Genomic DNA, 15453 nt, shown 5'->3' with positions numbered 1-15453 from the left:
AGCTCGATCCGGACCCGTTCAACACGGCAATTTACGGCGTTCTCGCGTGGGAGTTCGGTCTCAAAACCGTGTTCACGAGCTACGCAAAGCACGCTATCGGGGCCATCAGCCCGCAGTTCGCACGGGGTGTGGGCGATGACTGACGACGGCCTCCCGGCGCTCGATGTCGGTGACCACGTGGCCGACCGGAACAACGAGAACGAGCCGCGCCGCCTGCTCGTGGTCGGGCTGTCGCCGGTCCCCGCCGACAACTACGAGGTCGACGGCGGCCGCACGGTGGCCGACGCGAACCCAGACTACCCGACCGACGACGACGTCATCCGAGTCATCTTCCCGAAGGGGAGCGGCCTCGATGTCGACGGGCACCAGCGCTACGCCTACCCGCGGTCTCGGCTTCGGCGCGTCGCAGCCGTTCAGGACGCCCCGGCCGTCGACCTGGGCGCGGTCTCCGGCGCCGCCAACGGAGGTGGCGGTCGGTGAGCGCCGACAGCACCGAGCCCGGGGCGAGTGCGGAACTCCCCGAGACGGACGACGCCGGCGAGCAGCTCGACGCCGTGATCGAGGCGCACGAGGCGACCGACTGGAGCGAGGTACCGGGCGTCACCGTGGCCGAGGCCGCGGCTTGGACGTCCCGCCTCGTCGAGGCACGCGACGAGCTGGAGGCCAAGCGATGAGCGCGTTCGAGATCTCCCTCGCCCACGCCGACGACCAGGAGGGCGACGCCGGCGAGGACGACGTCGAGGCGATCGCCGACGAGGACGAGCTCACGCTGCGCGCCTCGGAGGACGCGTGGGTCTCCGCGGAGAACCCGGTGGAGGTGACCCAGTAGCGCGGGACGACACCCCGCGTGCCGAGTGAAACCCGCGCCGTGGTCGGGCGACGTCGCCGACGTCGTCGCCGTTCGATTCGGTGCGCGGGCCTCTGGTTCCGGCTTCCCGCCTCAAAGCCGGGTGAACCCCATGGCAATGGCACCAACGCAACCCATGACCGACGACACCGACGTCGAGATCCGAGAAGTACAGACCGCGAAGGTCCGCCGTGAAGGGACCGACGAGAACTGGTCCGCGATCGTCTCGATCACGAAGGCGGTCCGCGCCGCCGGCCTCGAGGACGGTGGGTCGTTCCGCTTTGACCCGCTCGCTGTCGAGGAGCTCGGGATGGTCCCGGCGCTGGGATCTCCGGAGACGGCCGACGGCCGCAGCGAGTCGCTGACGAGGAACGTCCGCAAGGAGGGCGCTGGCGGGAAGACGCTCCGGCTGGTGCTCCCTGAAGACGTCCTAGAAGCGCTCGACATCAGCGACGACGAGGTCGGCGGTGACGAGCCGGCCGAGGTCAGCGTCTGGGCCGGCGACCAGCTGGTCGCGTTCGAGCGCTCCGAGGAGCGGACGGTCGAGGTCGACCGGGACGAGGCGGAGGACAGCTGATGTCCCACGACGACGATCGCGTCGTCGCCGAGTTCCGGGAGCGCCAGCCCGACGACCCGACCACGATCGGGCCGGGCCTCGGCCTCGAGCTCGACGCGGACGAGGCGACCGCCACCTGCTCGGTGTGCGGCTACTTCGGGATCGTCGACGACGACCCGGTCATCGCGAACGCCGACCATCCCGAGGCCGATGGCGAGCTCGTGTGCGACGTCTGCGACGAGGAAGCCGGCGGAGGAGGGTGAGCACGATGCAGGAGAGCAACATCGCTTGGACTGATACGACGTGGAACCCGGTCCACGGCTGTTCGAAGGTCTCGTCGGGGTGCGACAACTGCTACGCTGAGCGCATCTCCCGCCAGTACGGCCACACAGAGGAGCCGTGGACAAACGAGCACGCCGAGGCGAACGTGTCGGTGCGCCCGGACAAGCTCGAGGAGCCGTACGGTCTCGATGAGCCGCAGCGCATCTTCGTGAACTCGATGAGCGACCTGTTCCACAGCCGCGTCTCCGACGAGTTCATCAGCGACGTCTTCGCCGTGATGCGAAACTGTCCCGAGCACGTCTTCCAGATCCTCACGAAGCGACCGGGCCGGGCTGCCCACATCGACCTCGCCTGGCCGCCGAACGTCTGGATGGGGACCAGCGTCGAGGACGGGCGCGTGGTCGACCGCGTCGACCTGCTCCGGGACTGCGACGCGGAGACGCTGTTCCTCTCGTGCGAGCCGCTCATCGGGCCGTTAGGGGAGGTCGATCTGGAGGGATACGACTGGGTCATCGTCGGTGGCGAGTCGGGCCCGGACGACGTCCGCCGTGAGATGGACCACGAGTGGGCGAGGGATATCTTCCAGCAGTGTCGCGACCAAGACGTCGCGTTCTTTTTCAAACAGTCGAGCGCTCGGAAGCCGGAGCGAGGACAGCGGCTCACAGTCCGGAACGAGGAGTGGGGGACGTACGAGCAGCGGAAGATCCAAGAACTCCCGGATCTACCTGAGCCGACGAAGCGCGCCCGACGTGCGATGGCCGAAGGGTAACCCCGCCGCCGGCGTCGATCCGGCGCCAGTCTGACAAACCTTTTTGACGTCACTCTGCCTGCGATGAGATGTCACTCCCATGGCAATGGACCGAATCCAGTCGATCGCCGAGTCGACCGAGTCGGAGTTGGAACGCTACCTCGAACACCTCGGCTGGGCGTCGAACCCCTTCGCCCGGCAGGCCTCGATGGACGAGTACGTCCTCCCGAGCGAGAACAGTGTCGCGGACATCGCGAACCACATCCGCGACTACACCGGCCCCGTGCTCATCCACTCGCAGTACAGCGGTGTCGGCAAGACCACGCTGCTCCAGATGCTCCTGGAGTCGTACGCGGACGAGTTCACCACTGTCGGGATCGGCGAGCACAACGTCACCGCCTACGAGCTGATCGCGATCGTCGCCGACGAGCTGGACGTCGGAAAGTCGTCGTCGACGAAGCTCACCGAGCGGAAGGTCGCGAACGCCCTCGAGGAGCGCGACCAAGAGGTCCTCTTGGGTGTCGACGAGTTCGGGCTGAACAACAGCGACACGCTCCACGTCATCCAGTTCCTGAACGACCTCGACAGCGTCCGGGTGATCATGACCGGGATGACCTCGCAGTGGGACGCCATCGGCGGCCTCGGCAGCGACGGGCGAGCGTTCCAGCGCCGGGTCAGCTACGAGCTCGAACTCGAACCGCTCACCCGTGACCAAGCAGAGGAGCTCTACAAACGACGCGTCGCGACGGCGGCCGACGTCGACCACGGCGAGTGGGCGTCGCTCCCGATGGAACCGCTCACCGAGGGCGCCCTCGACGTCGTCTACGAGCGGAGCGACGGCGTCCCGGCGGTGATCATCGCGGCAGTGTGCGACCTGATCGGTCTGGGCGCCTACCGGTACGCCGAGGTCGACGACGCGACCATCACCGACGAGATCGCGAAGAAGATCGAGTACGCCGACCCCCACGCCGACAGCGATCAGGCGTCGGAGTGACGCCGACGCGACACCACCCTGACGTCACACTACCACCAAACCCATGGCACGAGACAGCATCCTCGACGAGGCCGAGCAGAACCAAGCGAACGACCAAGACGCTGCCGAGGACGACGCCGGCGACGGCCAGGAGGACGACGACGGGCGGGTGCGGCTCACGCAGCGCACCCCGCAGGATCTCCTCGACGATGTCGAGGCTGTCCAAGAGCAGTACCATCTCCCGAGTCGGAACGCCGCCATCAACTTCATGCTGAAGACGGCGTCCGACGACCTCCTCGACGAGTAGTCAGGCGAGGGCGCGCCGGCTGTACACGCGGAGGACGTACAACGTCGCGAGCATCCAGCCGGCAACGACGACGCCGTAGCTGTCCCCGCCGACGAGTGGCGCCAGCAGCGGGCGCACGGTGACGATGAACAGCAGCGAGACGAAGAAAGCCGTCCCGGCGACGGCGATGTACCGCACCCACTGCCGGGGGCGACGGAGCCGTTCCCAGAGGAGGGCGAGCGTCCCGCGGCGGTCGTCCTGAGACATCAGCTTGCCGAACCGTCCGGGGCGGCGACGCTTCAATCCTGTCACCCATCCTCCAACAAGTATGTAAGTTTCAAGTTGGTAACCCCGATTACATATGTCGAGCGACGCGCCGCCGGAGGGCGGCCGCGCACGCCGGCCCCTCCGACGAATTACGACGTTTATGAAGGCGGTGTCGAGAACAGCCCTCCAGCTCACCGAGCGCACACCGACGCCGTCGTCCCGGCAGCTCCGCCAGGTCGCTGTCGGCCTGGTCGCGACGTCGCTTCTGAGCGCGCCGGTGGCCGCCCAGAGCGCCGCCGAGGAGGCCGCGAGCGCCATGTGCGAGACCGGCCTCGGCTCGCTCATTACGTTCGTCCTCGGCCTGATCACGGTCGGGCTCGTGCTGCTGTCCGCGTTCCGTGGGGCGATTGCGTGGAACAACCTCGGAAGCGCCCGGACGGACAAGAAGCAGCAGGGCCGTGACCAGCTGAAGGGTGCCGGCATCACGCTTGGCGGCGCGTTCCTCCCGCCGATCTTCGGCGTCGCGCTCGACCAGGGCGGTATCGACACGCTCTCGTGCGTCAACTTCGGGAACGTGCTCGTCATCACCCCCGTCGACGTCGTCGCCCAGCTGATCGTCGGCGTCCCGCTGTAGGACCAGCTCCACGAATCTGATGGGAGCGTTCACGCTGACCGTGGCCGCCGCGTCCGCCTTCCTCAGAGCCACCGCTCTGCCCGTGCTGCTGTCGATGACGCCGCTGATCGACCGGGGCGGTAGCGGCGGTAGCGAGCCCGTCGGTGGTGGTGACGGTTCCGACGGCGGCGATGGGTCGGACGGCAGTGACGGCGGGGCCGGCGATGGAGGAGACAGTGGTGGCGGGGGAGGTGGTGGTGGAGACGCTGGCGGCGGAGGCGGCGACGCGATCGTCGACGTCGACTTCCCGGACCCGGTCGACTGGTTCATCGAGCCGGGCATCGAGTGGCTGACCGAGCAACTGCTCACGGCGGCCGAGACCGCGACCGGCTACGTCAGCGACCTCGTGTCGGGGATGCCGGCGCCGGGTGAGCCGACCGACATCAGCTCGTGGACGGAGCCGACGAACGGGCTCTGGCCGGGCGTCTGGGATGCCACCTTCTACTCGCTCGCGCTGGCCGGGGTCATCCTGATCATTGTGGGGACGTGGGCGTTCCGTCACAGCGACGCTCGCGAACGCCGCTCGGCGTTGAAGCAGGTCACCTTCAGCACCATCATGGTGCTGGCGACGTGGGTGGTCGCGCCGCTGGGCCTTCACATCGGCTCCGAGCTCGGCCTCGCCCTCGCGCCGGCGGGCTCCGAGTTCGTCGCGACGCCGGGCAACTTCGCCCGGTTCGGTTTCGGGATCGTCCTCGCCGTCGTCCTCGCCGCCGTCGACCTCACCATCATCCTGATCGGGCTGCTCGTCCTCGGCGCGCAGTACTTCTTGGCGCACGCCGTCGTGTTCTTCTGGCCGGTCGGCTGGGCCCTCCGTCCGTTCGGCGGCTACCTCGAGTCCATCGGGAACTTCGTGCTGTACCTGTACGGCGGGCTCATCACGCTCCAGGTCGGCCAGTCGATGATCCTCCGGCTGGTGTTCGAGCTGCCGTGGGGGAGCAACATCAGCGGCTTCCTCGGGTTCATGGCGACGATCGCCGGCATCGCCTTCGCGCTGATCCTCTTCCCGGCGGCCATGCTCCGGCAGGTCACGGTCGGCGCAGCGGTCGGTCTCGGGATGCCCCGCGGCTACCGCGCTCGACGTCGGACCCGACAGGCCCGGGAGCGTGTGAGCGGCGTTCGCGAACGCTTCCGTGAATCGGGGCGCGGCTCTCGCTCGTCTGACGCCTCGCGCTTCAGCTCCATCCGAGGGTGGTTCGGCCGCGGCAGTCGCGACGGCTCTTCGAGCTCGTCGACGGCGGACGACAACGGCGACCAGGAGTCGACGCCGAGCGACGACGGCGGCGGGCAGAGCGGCAGCAGCGACGACCGCGAGAAGCGACGGACGGACTACGTGACCGGTGACCGCGCCTACCAGTAGACCATGACTGAGAACATATCCGATACCGGAGAGGTGGACCGAGACCCGGCACAGCTGGTGCCGCCGTACATCGACACGCGGCTTAAGCTCTGGATCATCCCCATCCGCGAGTTCACCTACTTGCTCCCGGCGATCGCGCTCGCCGGCACCGCGTGGTGGGGCGCAGCGACCGACCGGACAGCGCTGTTCGCGGGCGCCGCAGCGACGGCGCTCTTCGCCGGTGTCGCCGCGATCGCGCTCGTGCTCGGCACCCACGAGTACACGACCCCCGCCGACCGGCTCGCCACCATCCGCAAGCACTTCGCGAACCGGCGTCTCTACCCGTGGTCTCACGACGATGTCGTCGACGAGACGGTCCACGGCGTGCGTCGGATCTACTCCGACGGCACGGCCGAGATGGAGGACGGCCGGATGGTCGGCCTGGTCCGCGTCGGCGGGCGGAACACCGACCAACAGAGCGAGAGCGAGGCCAACCTGATGGTCGGCCAGCTGAGCGACGGCATCGACGAGGACATCCAGGACTTCGACTTCCGCTTCTGGAGCTCCACGACGGAGTTCGACCCCGAGCGCGTCGGCGCAAAGTACCGAGAGCAGGCGTTCTCCGAGACGTTCGCCGACGAGGAGTGGGCGCCGGCACGGGAGGTCCTCCACGGCATCGCCGAGTGGGCCGAGGACGTCGACGCGCCACGATGGCGCGCTCGCGACTGGCAGCATTACATCGTCGTCGAGGTCGCGCCCGAGGAGGTCGACGCTCCGGCGCGCGACGACGGCGTCGAGAGCCGCGGCCAGCGGCTCCTCCAAGCCCTCACGCCGGGCGACAACACCGGCGAGCAGGAGCGGTCCCGACGCCGGGGCGAGCTGTACGAACGCCTTGCGACGGTCGAGGAGGACGTCCTCGGCAACGTCCAGGGCGTCGACGGTGAGCGGATCGGCGCCGGCGAGCACGCGCTGCTGCTGGCGCGCTACTGGACCGGCGTCGGCCACGAGCTTGATCCCGAGGCCGTCGACGAGGAGGTGGACGTCGCCGTGTTCCCGTGGGTCGGCGACGACGGCGCGCCGGTCGACCCGACACAGCGCCCGAGCGCGGTCGAGGCCGAGCCCGAGACTGACCCCGACGCAGTCGTCGGCGAGGAGCGCGTGGAGTCGCCCGAGGAGGCGTTCGACGAGCCGGAGGATGAACAGGCCGGGTTACTCCGGCGCGTCCGTGACGCGCTCGTAGGGCCGGCTCATGGCGGCGCTGTGCTGCCGGAGGGTGACACCATGGCCGAGGCCCTCTCTCCGGAGACCTACGACGTCTGCGACGGCCACACCCGGGTCGGTGAGCAGTACTGCCGCACCTTCTGGGTCGCTTCGTGGCCGACGGAGCCCGGCGCTCGGTTCCTGCGCGAGCTCTACACGATGCGCGACGTTGACCTGGACGTCTGCCTTCGGGCCCGGTCGCGGGACAAGCGGTCGACGGTGAACGAGCTTGAGCATCGGATCGCCGAGGTCGACGCGAGCGCTCTCGAACGCGAGGAGGACACCGACATCTCGGCGATGGCCGCCGACGACACGCTGGAGTCGCTGGTGAAGATGTACGAGATCGTCCGCCAGACGAACAGCCAGCCGTGGGACCTCGCCGGCTACGTCACCGTCCGCGCCGGCACCCGGCGGGCCTTGGAGCGCGCCGAGCAGGAGATCGACGACGGCCTCGCGACCGAGGACGAGCTGACGCTCGACGTCGCGAAGCGGCGCGCCCTGGAGGACGACGTCGAGCGCGTTCGCGACCGGCTGGAGAGCGCGCCGGCGGACCTCCTGGTGCTGTCGCCGGAGACCCGGCAGGGTGAGCTGTTCGCCGCGGCCTCGCCGACCGGTCGCGACGAGTACGACGCCATCTCCACGCGGGACCGCTACACGCTCACGCTCGGTGGGACGCTCGGTGCGGCGTTCCCGTTCTGCGCGGCGACCATCGACGAGGACGGTGGCGTCGAGTTCGGCCGGTCGATCCAGAACGGCAGCGAGGTCATCGCTGACCCGTTCAAGCGCGGCGGCGCGCCCCACCTCCTGACCATCGCGAAGTCCGGCAGCGGGAAGACCTACAGCGTCGGGAAGCGCGCGCTCCGCTGGTGGCTCGCCGACCCCGATCGGACGCTGATCCTCTGTGACACCATGGGCGGGTTCGGCGGCGTCACCGAGCTCGCGAACGGTGAGCGCTTCGTCGTCGACGGCACGCAGACGATCAACCCGCTCGACATCCGGGAGACACCGGACGCCGTTCTCGACGGTGCCGACATCGACCCCTACCGGATGAAAGTTGACGAGGCCCGCGAGTTCATCGCTGGGATCCTCCGGTCGCAGGGTATCGACCCCGGCCCGTTCGTCGCGACGATCGAGGAGGCGTTGGAGGCGACGTACGCTCGCGCCGGCATCGAGCGCGACGACCCGGCGACCCACGGTCGGACGTCGCCCACGATGGACGAGTTCCTCGAGACGCTGGGCGACATGCTGGAAAACCCGACCGACTACACGCACACCGACCACGACCAAGAGGTCGAAGAGAAGGAGAAGGCCGCCAGCCGCTTGCTGGACAAGCTCTCCGGGTTCAAGGAGCACGGGAAGTACAGCCACCTCGTCGGCCAGTCGGACGCTCGAATCACCCCCGGCTCGGTGACGTACCTCGACCTCCAGCAGATCGAGGGCCAGGGCGCCGCCGAGAAGTCGACGATGCTCCACCTCATCCTCGGGCAGGTGTACCAGGCGGTGAAGCAAGCGCCCGAGAAGACGATGTTCGTCGTCGACGAGGCGCACTACCTGCTCTACTCCGAGGAGATGATCGACTGGCTCCAGCGAGCGGCGCGTCACTGGCGGCACTACGAGGCCGCGATGTGGTTCGTCTCGCAGTCGCCCCAAGAGTTCGTCGGCGGCGCCGGCGACGAGGCGAGCGAGCACCGCGAGACGATCCTCGGCCAGTGTTCGACGGTCGAGTTCTACCGGACGCCGAACCTCTCTCAGGATGTCGGCCAGCGGTTCGGGATGAACGCCTCGCAGCGCGAGTTCGTCCGGTCACGAGCCACGCCGGGGAGCGCCGGCCTCGGCTACTCGCAGGGGATGGTGTCGTTCGAGGACATGTCGGGCTGGCTACGGCTTCAGGTCGCGGCGTCGCCGTTGGAGGATGCGGTGCTCACGTACGACCCCGACAGCGATGGCCCCTTCCGCGAGTACCTGAGCGGTCACGCCGGCGTCGACTTTGCCCCACGCGGCGGTGGAGAAGCGGCGTCGTCCGGCGTCGAGGCAGGGGTTCGAGCGTCGAAGAACGGGACGCAGAACGGCGAGGGCGGCGACATCGAGGCGATCCGGGGAATCGGGCCGACCTACTCCGACCGCCTTCGCGAGGCCGGCATCACGACTGTCGAAGAGTTGGCCGACGTCGAGCCGGTGACCGTCGCCGACGCCGCTGACGTACCGGTCGACCGCGCCAAGGAGTGGGCCGCTCGCGCCAGTCGGAACGGCACCGCGGAGGTGGCCGACTGAGCATGAGCCTGCTCGACACATTCCGGTCGACGGCGGACCGTGAGGAGACTGGGTACGAGCCGGTCGTCGTCGACGACGAGCTCGTCGAGGCGACGCGCCCGGAGACGCCACGCGAGGCGATCGCCGTCCGTCCCCACAAGGACAACGGCGGGATCGAGGCGATGGACGAGGTTCTCGAGTCGCTCCATACGGTCGAGACGGAGAGCCCGCGGTTCAGCCTCGACGAGGCGAACGTCTCGCCGGCGCACGCCTTCGAGATGCGCTACGCCGCCGAGCAGCCCGGCGGTGATCGCGTCGCCTCCCTCCAGTACCTCGCCGGCGACGACACGCTCGACGGGACGCTAGAGCGACAGCTCCAACAGCAGTACCCCGACTCCCAGATCGAGCGCCGGGAGCCGACGTTCCTGCCCGCTCGTGAGGGCCAGTACGTCGCCGGTGCGACGCTGGCGCTCCGGCGCTACACGCTCTACCCGATCAAGAACATCGACCTCGACGGCTTCTTCGCCGACCCGACCGGCTCCATCCTCCAAGAGATGGTCGGCGTTCAGGACGAGGCGCAGACCGACGCCGACGTCGTCGTCCAGGTGGTGTTCCGACCCGAGGATCGGAGCTGGACCAGCGGCGTCGCGAACGGCGGCGGCGTGGCTGACGTCGACGCCGACGACCCCAACGTCGACGGCGCGCCCTCGTTGAAGGACCTCGCGTACAACCTTCGGGAGCCGACGGTGAAGTGGCACCGCAAACGGATCACGTTCGAGCAGGTCGAGCACCCGCCGTCGAAGGTCGACAAGGAGGTCGCGAAGCTCCTCGAGGAGCAGCAGGGAGAGAAGGGATGGCACCTCTGTCTCCGCGTGTTCGCCGTCAGCGACGACCCCGACGTCGCCGTTCAGCGCGCGTCGAAGACCGCCGGGATGTTCAGGAACTTCTACGAGAACAACGCCGAGCAGACGTTCATCCCCCAGCCGCTCGCTGGCGACGAGCTCCGCGATGAGATCGTGGCGGCCGCCGACCGTGCCTTTGAGGAGACCGGGATCGTGAAGGCGCAGCGCGAGGTCGCCGGTCTGGTGAACGTCCCGAAGGCGGAGTTTGTCTCCACCAACAAGATGCGGTGGTCGATGTCCCGCCCGGGCGAGGGCATCCCGCCGGGGACGCCCCGGTTCGACTACCAGCGCCACGGCGTCGCCGGCGCGAGCGAGGGCCGCAAGCAGCTCGCGATGCTCGAGGCCGACGACGTCGACGAGCCGTACTGGTATGGGTTCGGCGCGAAGCACGACGTCGAGGCCGGCGTGCGACCGGGAACACTCCGAACGCACCAGTTCGTCGGCGGCGGGACGGGCAAAGGCAAGACCACGTTCCTCGTGAACCTCGCCTCGCAGGTCGTCGGCCGCGGCCACGGCGGCCTCATCTTCGACCCGAAAGGGCGCGACGTCGACCGCTTCATCCGGGAGTGGCCGGAGGACCGCGCCGAGGAGGACTTCATCTTCGTCGACCTCTCCGACGACTTCGACCAGCAGGTTCGCTTCAACTTCCTGGAGGTGCCCGGCGACGCCGAACCCGAGAGCCGGGCGTTCGCGACGGCGGTCGAGGCGCTGACCGACGACCTCGTCGCGATGATGGCGCAGGCCGGGGGCGGCGACGACAACTACTGGGGGCCGCTGATGAACCGAGTCGCCCGGACGCTGATCCGTGGGATGGCGAAGTCCGATCGCACCTGTACGCTGCTGGACCTCGCGTTCGTCGTGACGGCGCCGGGGAACCGCGACCAGTTCTACGAGTGGATGGCCGAGGAGCGCATCCACTTCATCAAGGAAGCCGCCGAGCGCATCCGCGACCAGGAGGAGGAAGACCTCGAACCCCTCGCCGGTCGCCTCGACCAATGGGTCCAGAACGACGCCATCCGGAACCTCATCAGCGCCCGCGAGTCGACCGTCTCTATCCAGCAAGCCGTCGAGGACGGCAAGGTGATCGTCGTTCGGAACGCGCCCTCGTCGGGCGAGACCGAGAAGCGACTGTTCGCGACGGCGCTCATCCGCCGGGCGTGGGTGGCCGCTCGCGAGTCCGACCCCGACGCGCGCCCGCCGTTCCACGTCATCGTCGACGAGTTCGACAGCATCGTCACCCGGGAGTCGAACATCCACAGCATCCTGTCGGAAGCGCGAGCGTTCAACTTCCCGCTGACGCTCTCCTGTCAGAACCCGTCGAACCAGCTCCCCGACCGCGTCGCCGAGGCGATCGCCAACCAGTGCGAGACCTTCATCACCTACAACCCCGGCGGCAAGCGCGACGCGCGGATGATACAGGCGCAGCACTCGCCCGACGTCGAGTGGGAGGACCTCGTGAACCTCTCGAAGTACCGGTTCTACATGCGGACCCACGACGGCAACGACGAGCTCACCCACTCGTACAAGGTGGACGCGTTCCCCCCGGTCGCCGATGTCCGCCAGCGGGTTGAGGGCGGGCTGTTCGAGCGGCCGCCGGGCGGGATGGCTGACGAGGAACTCCGCGAGTTCAAGCGCCGCAGCATCGACCGGTACGGCAGCGACCGACCGACGCCCGAGCAGCAGAAGCGCGAGTCTCACTTTGCGACCGACGTCGACGACGCCGCCGGCGCCGGCGAGACCGCCGGCCTCTCGGACGCCGACGATCTCGAGCTCACCGACCGGCGCGAGGCGCTGATCTGTAAGGCCGTCTACGACGAGGCGATCCAGACCGGCGCCGAGGACGGGTTCGTCCAGTCGAAGGCGGTCGCCGAGCGCATCCGCGAGTACCTGGGCGACGGCGTCGACGTCGAGCACCAGTCGCGCCTCTGGGGGCTGGTCGACCAGGTGCCCGAGGACCTCGTCGAGCGCGAGGTGCGCGAGGACGACGTCCACCTCCGGTGTACCGACCGCGGCAAGACGCCGATCTTCGAGACAGGGGCATCCGCCAGCGGCGGCGGGGCGAAGCATCGCGAGCTGCTGAAGGACGTGTACGACCCGCTGACCCGCGCCGGCGCTCGGGTCCGGCTCCCCGAGCAGGACGGCCACAACCTTCCTGACGGTGTCGCCACGCTCGCCGACGTCGACGTGTTCGCCGAGGCCGAGGCAGAGCTCGCCGACCTCTCGCTTCGAAAGCGTCGCGAACGCGAGGCCGAGGTCCTCGACGAGTTCGAGGCGGCGCACCCGATGCTGGCCCGCCTCTCCGACGCTGGTGAGATGGCGGTCGAGGCCGAGAGCAGTACCGGCGAGTCCAAGCCGGCCCAGACGGTGCGGAACCTCGCGCAGGCTGTGAACGAGGACCAGCGCTGCCTCTTCGCCGTTCGCGAGAGCGTCGCCCCGACGGTGTGGAACACGCTGATGTCGCCGCCGTACCGGACGACGTTCGACGAGACGGGCGAGACCCGGTTCTACAACTCGCGGAACCTCCGGATCGACGGCGAGACGATGCTCCGCCCGGCCACCTGCCGGGAGACCATCTGGACGCGCGACGAGACCACCGGAGCGTACGTCCTTCGCGACGACGCCGGCGACGCGATCGCGCGCTTCCCTGACGCCGCCTCGGTCTTCCAAGACGCCAGCCGCTATCCGGCGACGACCGACGGTGCCGAGCCGGGCGACGAGTGGGCGGCCGTGAAGCAGCCGGTCATCCCCGAGCGTGCGTTCGAGGACGGCCCGCCGACGCCGGGTGAGTGGGACGTCCTCGTGGTCCCGCCGGATGCCGAGATGCCGGCCGACCTCCGGATCTACGAGGACGGCGAGCAGCTGCCGCTCGACGAGGCCGCCGGTCGCGACGGCGCGCGTTCGGACGAGCCGCGTTCGGCCGCCGACCGTTCGGCGGGCGACCGTTCGCCGGCGGCGCGGCGGCAGACTGACGCCACCGTGGCGTCAGATAGCGGGCAGGACGACGCCGAAGACGACGACGGCGACGTGTCACTCCCCCGCTTCGAGGACTGACGAGGGGAGTTCCGCGAGAGCCTACGCCTGCGTTGGCCCTTCCAGAAACGCCGCGAACACCTTGCCGGGAAGGCCGACGGTGGCGTGGGCCGCGGCTGCCGCGCCGTCGTTAACTACAATCGCCGCCCTCCGCCCACCGTGTTGGTTAAGACTCCTCGGCAAGGTCCTCGACGATGTCGGCCATCTGGTTGTAGGCCGTTTTCAGCTCTGCGAGCTCGTCCTCCAGCGCGTCGACGCGGTCGTGGAGCGCCCGGACCTCCTCACGCGTCGGCAGCCGGTGGGCCGCCGGCCGGTCGAGGAACTCCCGCCCGCGGTCAGTCAGCGCCCACACCTTCGACGGGTCGCCGCCACCCTCCTGCTCGCGACCGACGACGTCGACGAGTCCCCACGCTTCGAGCGCGTCCATGTGGTAGCCGATGCTCCCGCTGGGGACGCCAGCCTCACGACGGAGCGCACCCGTCGGCAGCCCGCCGTCGCCGGCGTCGGCGGCGCGACCGAGCACCGCCAGCAGGTCGGCGCGCGTCTCGCTGATCTCCTCTTCGATCTGTCCGAGCACCGGCGTCTCATCGGTAGATGTATCATCTGCCATAGGGTCTCGGCGGGGCGGTAACGGCTCTCCGGCCATAGGTGCTACGGCTCGATTATAGCCCGGCGTCGCCTCCGGCGACAGAGAAAGAGGGACAACGGGCCTCAGGCCGACAGGCCCAGCAGTCCACCGTCAACGAGACGTATCAGCGACCGCACACTGACGTCACGGTGCCGGCAGCCTGCGCGGAACAGATCGATAACGGGGTGACGTCACGTCGGCGCCGGCACGCCGGCACGCTGCTGGCGTGATGGTGGAAGAAGGCGGTCTGGAAGGCGTCAGTCTGATGGCTCAACGGGGGCGACGTCCTCCCCTTCATCGGTGTCAGCGTCGACCTCGTCGGTCTTCTCGAAGGCGTTGAGCAGCATCAGCGGCTCTCCTCTGGTGATGATGTCGATGGCGTCGGCCGTTTCATCATCGTCGGTGGCGAGCACCGGCACGCCCTCCGAGCCGACAGGGTCGATGTCGAGGGCCTCCGCGGCGTAGGCAGCTTGCATCGGCGACACCGACGACTCCACGACGCCCCTCTCCTGGGCGAGCTCTGCGAGCTCTGCCATCTGGTCTGGGTCGTCGACGGTGCCGGTGGCGATGAGCGCCCCGATCTCCGCGACGGTCAGCGCCGACCCGTTCTCGAAGCGCTCCCGCGCGTCCTCGAGGTCGAATTGGACGTCGGTCTCGACGCCGAAGTCGACGTCGACGAACACCGGGCCGTCGTGGCGCTCCAGCTCCGCGTCGTGGACGCCGGACTTCAGCACGGTCTCGAAGTCCATCGTCGTCTCGTCGGCGTCGGCGAGGCCGGCGTAGAGGAACTCGATCATCGCCTTCTGGCCGGCCTGGAAGACGCGGTCCCAGTGGTCCTCCTCCTCCTCGAACACGAGCGCGCGGTCCTCGTCGTTCAGCAGCCGGACGATGAGGTCGAAGTCGATGATCGCGTTCCGGATGCGCTTCCGGATCCGCCGGCGCGTGTTCCGTCGCGACTGCTCACTGCCGAGGTTTTTTCCCTCGGTGCGTAGGAACTCCCTATCAGCAGGCGTCAACACGCCACGATCCCGGTCGAGCGCCTCGTGGCCGAACAGGTGCTTCTTCATGTCGGCTCACCACCTCGGCCCGTAACCGGATTCAGGTTTTCCATGGTGGGTCAAACATCCGTAATGACTTTAATACACGGGCTTTAATGAGACATGTGAGCAATGCCAGCTGAATCATCCATTCCCTGTAGCAGGGAGACCCGAAAGCTCGTGAAATCGAGCAAGCGGTACGAGGGGCAGAGCTACGACGAGCTCCTCAGAGAGGTCTTCAGCGACGGGGATGGCACGTCGCAGAGCGAGGGCTCTTAGAGTTCATGTCCTCGCAGCAGGAGTTGTACGGCCCGACCACGCTGTTGGCGCAGCGTGGCCGAACCGGCGCGACCGAGCGAGCATCTCGGACGGCAGGTG

Annotated in this window: 16 protein-coding genes; 13 read left to right on the top strand and 3 right to left on the bottom strand. The window is 68.6% G+C overall.

Annotation, left to right across the window (positions count from 1 at the left end; all coding sequences use genetic code 11):
- The first annotated feature begins 135 nt into the window (after positions 1–135).
- The 8 genes from AMR74_RS16700 to AMR74_RS16670 all read left to right on the top strand — a co-directional run bounded on the left by AMR74_RS16700 (position 136) and on the right by AMR74_RS16670 (position 3713).
- A complete protein-coding gene (locus AMR74_RS16700) occupies positions 136–480 on the top strand; it encodes a hypothetical protein (RefSeq protein ID WP_053773190.1) in 345 nt (114 codons plus the stop codon).
- Positions 477–674, top strand: coding sequence for a hypothetical protein (locus tag AMR74_RS16695; RefSeq protein WP_053773189.1), 198 nt, complete (start codon positions 477–479; stop codon positions 672–674). Before AMR74_RS16700 ends, AMR74_RS16695 begins: the two co-directional genes overlap by 4 nt.
- On the top strand, positions 671–829 hold the full coding sequence (locus AMR74_RS19360; protein ID WP_167551947.1) for a hypothetical protein: 159 nt from the start codon (positions 671–673) through the stop codon (positions 827–829). Before AMR74_RS16695 ends, AMR74_RS19360 begins: the two co-directional genes overlap by 4 nt.
- 154 nt (positions 830–983) lie before the next feature.
- On the top strand, positions 984–1424 hold the full coding sequence (locus AMR74_RS16690) for a hypothetical protein (RefSeq protein WP_053773188.1): 441 nt from the start codon (positions 984–986) through the stop codon (positions 1422–1424).
- Positions 1424–1666, top strand: a complete 243-nt coding sequence (locus AMR74_RS16685) for a hypothetical protein (protein WP_053773187.1) — start codon at positions 1424–1426, stop codon at positions 1664–1666. The genes AMR74_RS16690 and AMR74_RS16685 overlap by 1 nt, the downstream gene beginning before the upstream one ends.
- Before the next feature lie 5 nt (positions 1667–1671).
- A complete protein-coding gene (locus AMR74_RS16680) occupies positions 1672–2454 on the top strand; it encodes a DUF5131 family protein (protein WP_077152456.1) in 783 nt (260 codons plus the stop codon).
- A gap of 79 nt (positions 2455–2533) precedes the next feature.
- Positions 2534–3427 carry an AAA family ATPase gene (locus AMR74_RS16675; protein WP_205625986.1) on the top strand — a complete coding sequence of 298 codons (894 nt, stop codon included), beginning with the start codon at positions 2534–2536 and terminating at the stop codon, positions 3425–3427.
- A 43-nt stretch (positions 3428–3470) separates the two neighbouring features.
- Positions 3471–3713 carry a hypothetical protein gene (locus AMR74_RS16670; protein WP_053773186.1) on the top strand — a complete coding sequence of 81 codons (243 nt, stop codon included), beginning with the start codon at positions 3471–3473 and terminating at the stop codon, positions 3711–3713.
- Here the strand turns inward: AMR74_RS16670 and AMR74_RS16665 are convergent, their stop codons facing one another.
- Positions 3714–3959, bottom strand: coding sequence for a hypothetical protein (locus AMR74_RS16665; protein WP_053773185.1), 246 nt, complete (start codon positions 3957–3959; stop codon positions 3714–3716).
- Between the two features lie 169 nt (positions 3960–4128).
- On the opposite strand from AMR74_RS16665, the gene AMR74_RS16660 reads away from it, so the two are divergent.
- The 4 genes from AMR74_RS16660 to AMR74_RS16645 are packed head-to-tail and all read left to right on the top strand — an operon-like array spanning position 4129 to position 13431.
- On the top strand, positions 4129–4593 hold the full coding sequence (locus tag AMR74_RS16660; RefSeq protein WP_053773184.1) for a hypothetical protein: 465 nt from the start codon (positions 4129–4131) through the stop codon (positions 4591–4593).
- A 19-nt stretch (positions 4594–4612) separates the two neighbouring features.
- Complete coding sequence (locus AMR74_RS16655; protein WP_053773183.1) at positions 4613–5989, top strand: hypothetical protein; 1377 nt, start codon at positions 4613–4615, stop codon at positions 5987–5989.
- Positions 5990–6022: 33 nt separating this feature from the next.
- Positions 6023–9499 carry a VirB4 family type IV secretion system protein gene (locus tag AMR74_RS16650; RefSeq protein WP_053773182.1) on the top strand — a complete coding sequence of 1159 codons (3477 nt, stop codon included), beginning with the start codon at positions 6023–6025 and terminating at the stop codon, positions 9497–9499.
- Between the two features lie 2 nt (positions 9500–9501).
- A complete protein-coding gene (locus AMR74_RS16645) occupies positions 9502–13431 on the top strand; it encodes a type IV secretory system conjugative DNA transfer family protein (RefSeq protein WP_053773181.1) in 3930 nt (1309 codons plus the stop codon).
- A gap of 145 nt (positions 13432–13576) precedes the next feature.
- Here AMR74_RS16645 and AMR74_RS16640 read toward each other — a convergent pair whose 3' ends face one another.
- Both AMR74_RS16640 and AMR74_RS16635 read right to left on the bottom strand, forming a co-directional pair.
- The gene (locus AMR74_RS16640; RefSeq protein ID WP_077152455.1) at positions 13577–14020 is read right to left on the bottom strand and encodes a helix-turn-helix domain-containing protein; all 444 of its coding nucleotides are present in this window, start codon (positions 14018–14020) and stop codon (positions 13577–13579) included.
- Positions 14021–14295: 275 nt separating this feature from the next.
- Positions 14296–15105: a hypothetical protein gene (locus AMR74_RS16635; RefSeq protein ID WP_053773179.1), complete on the bottom strand. Its 810-nt coding sequence runs from the start codon at positions 15103–15105 to the stop codon at positions 14296–14298.
- Between the two features lie 102 nt (positions 15106–15207).
- Here AMR74_RS16635 and AMR74_RS19355 point away from each other — a divergent pair, with 102 nt between their 5' ends.
- Entirely contained in the window at positions 15208–15354 is a 147-nt protein-coding gene (locus AMR74_RS19355; RefSeq protein ID WP_167551946.1) for a hypothetical protein, read from the top strand.
- Positions 15355–15453 lie beyond the last annotated feature (99 nt).

Origin of the sequence: Halorubrum tropicale, assembly GCF_001280455.1 — an archaeon.
Taxonomy (GTDB): Archaea; Halobacteriota; Halobacteria; order Halobacteriales; family Haloferacaceae; genus Halorubrum; species Halorubrum tropicale.
The sequence above is the reverse complement of the archived record's forward strand: the minus strand, read 5'-3'. Positions and strand labels throughout refer to the sequence as shown.

Excerpts from the sequence above, each read along its gene's own strand:
- AMR74_RS16700 (WP_053773190.1), top strand. The coding sequence starts at position 136 with ATGACTGACGACGGCCTCCCGGCGCTCGATGTCGGTGACCACGTGGCC.
- AMR74_RS19360 (WP_167551947.1), top strand. The coding sequence starts at position 671 with ATGAGCGCGTTCGAGATCTCCCTCGCCCACGCCGACGACCAGGAGGGC.
- AMR74_RS16690 (WP_053773188.1), top strand. The coding sequence starts at position 984 with ATGACCGACGACACCGACGTCGAGATCCGAGAAGTACAGACCGCGAAG.
- AMR74_RS16685 (WP_053773187.1), top strand. The coding sequence starts at position 1,424 with ATGTCCCACGACGACGATCGCGTCGTCGCCGAGTTCCGGGAGCGCCAG.
- AMR74_RS16680 (WP_077152456.1), top strand. The coding sequence starts at position 1,672 with ATGCAGGAGAGCAACATCGCTTGGACTGATACGACGTGGAACCCGGTC.
- AMR74_RS16675 (WP_205625986.1), top strand. The coding sequence starts at position 2,534 with ATGGCAATGGACCGAATCCAGTCGATCGCCGAGTCGACCGAGTCGGAG.
- AMR74_RS16670 (WP_053773186.1), top strand. The coding sequence starts at position 3,471 with ATGGCACGAGACAGCATCCTCGACGAGGCCGAGCAGAACCAAGCGAAC.
- AMR74_RS16665 (WP_053773185.1), bottom strand. The coding sequence starts at position 3,959 with ATGTCTCAGGACGACCGCCGCGGGACGCTCGCCCTCCTCTGGGAACGG.
- AMR74_RS16655 (WP_053773183.1), top strand. The coding sequence starts at position 4,613 with ATGGGAGCGTTCACGCTGACCGTGGCCGCCGCGTCCGCCTTCCTCAGA.
- AMR74_RS16645 (WP_053773181.1), top strand. The coding sequence starts at position 9,502 with ATGAGCCTGCTCGACACATTCCGGTCGACGGCGGACCGTGAGGAGACT.
- AMR74_RS16640 (WP_077152455.1), bottom strand. The coding sequence starts at position 14,020 with ATGGCAGATGATACATCTACCGATGAGACGCCGGTGCTCGGACAGATC.
- AMR74_RS16635 (WP_053773179.1), bottom strand. The coding sequence starts at position 15,105 with ATGAAGAAGCACCTGTTCGGCCACGAGGCGCTCGACCGGGATCGTGGC.
- AMR74_RS19355 (WP_167551946.1), top strand. The coding sequence starts at position 15,208 with ATGCCAGCTGAATCATCCATTCCCTGTAGCAGGGAGACCCGAAAGCTC.